The organism is Arthrobacter sp. Y3223164 (assembly GCF_059091005.1).
This window is the reverse complement of the sequence record NZ_JBNHGF010000660.1, coordinates 1-958: the sequence shown is the minus strand read 5'-3', so window position 1 is coordinate 958 and position 958 is coordinate 1. Positions and strand designations below refer to the sequence as shown.

1 protein-coding gene and 1 pseudogene are annotated in these 958 nt (G+C 72.5%); both read right to left on the bottom strand.

Annotated features, from left to right (window positions below):
* Positions 1-409, bottom strand: a 409-nt coding sequence (locus tag AC5RUJ_RS17220; RefSeq protein WP_494156362.1) for a DUF7800 domain-containing protein, incomplete at its 3' end; no start/stop codon positions are given.
* A gap of 222 nt (positions 410-631) precedes the next feature.
* A pseudogene (locus AC5RUJ_RS17215) lies at positions 632-958 on the bottom strand (hypothetical protein); the annotation flags it as partial.

The window sequence follows — 958 nt, the reverse complement described above, 5'->3', positions numbered from 1 at the left end:
CGCCGTCGGCACGGTGCAGCGCGTACGCCCGGAGCGCGTCCACGCCGTGCTGCCTGTTGCCGGCCGCGTCATGCTCGACGCTGGTGCGGCAGGATCCAAAGGCCAGCCGGAGCGGGCGTCCGGGCGTGAGGGTGCGGATCACGGGTGCAGGGTACGGCGAGTCCGGTTCCGGCCAGGCCGTGACGCCGTCAACCTCCACCCGATAGGGTGTGACGCTTCCTGGCTCCAGCCCCTCGGCCTCGACCAGCGCGTAATGGTGGCCGCGCACGGAGAACGTGCCTGCCTGCCAGCTGCGCCCCTGAACCACGACGGCGACGGTGGCGGCTTCGCGGGTCTCCACCCAGATGCTGGCCGACGTCTGGTCCACATAGCGCAGCATCGGGCCAAGTACCAGCGGCGATGCGGTCATGAATCCTCCTGCCTGACCGACAGAACGGTGTTCCCTTGCGCAACTCTGCCACTATCGCCGGCCTGCCGAAAGAGGCCGCGGCGGAGGGATTGCCTTCGGGCGCGGGCATCGCCGTCGTCATTCCCGACGTCGGTCGGTCAGCGCTCCGGCCGACCTCGGGGGAGCGGCGGCGGTTGGGCAGCGGTCACGCAACGGCGTGGCCGGAGCGTCGGAAGGCGGCTTTCAGCGCTCCGGTGACGGGAGGGGCTGCAGCGTCGGAAGGTGGCCGGTAGCGGGTACGGGCGCGTCCTGCTTTTTCCGCGGGGCGTCCTTGCCGGGATTGCCGTCGCGCTGGCCCAGGGACGGATCCGGCAGTCCGCCCTCCAGCGGCGGCACCGCGGGGAGCACGTCCCGGGACGGCGTGCCCGGCAGACGTTTGGCATCCTGCCCGGCAGCATCATCGGTACCAGGGGTCCGCTCCGCCTGGTGCCCGGGCTGGGGCGCGGGGGCAGCAGGATGTGCCGGGGCAGCGGGAGCGGCCGGGGAATCGGTGCCGGTGTCGGCCGAGCC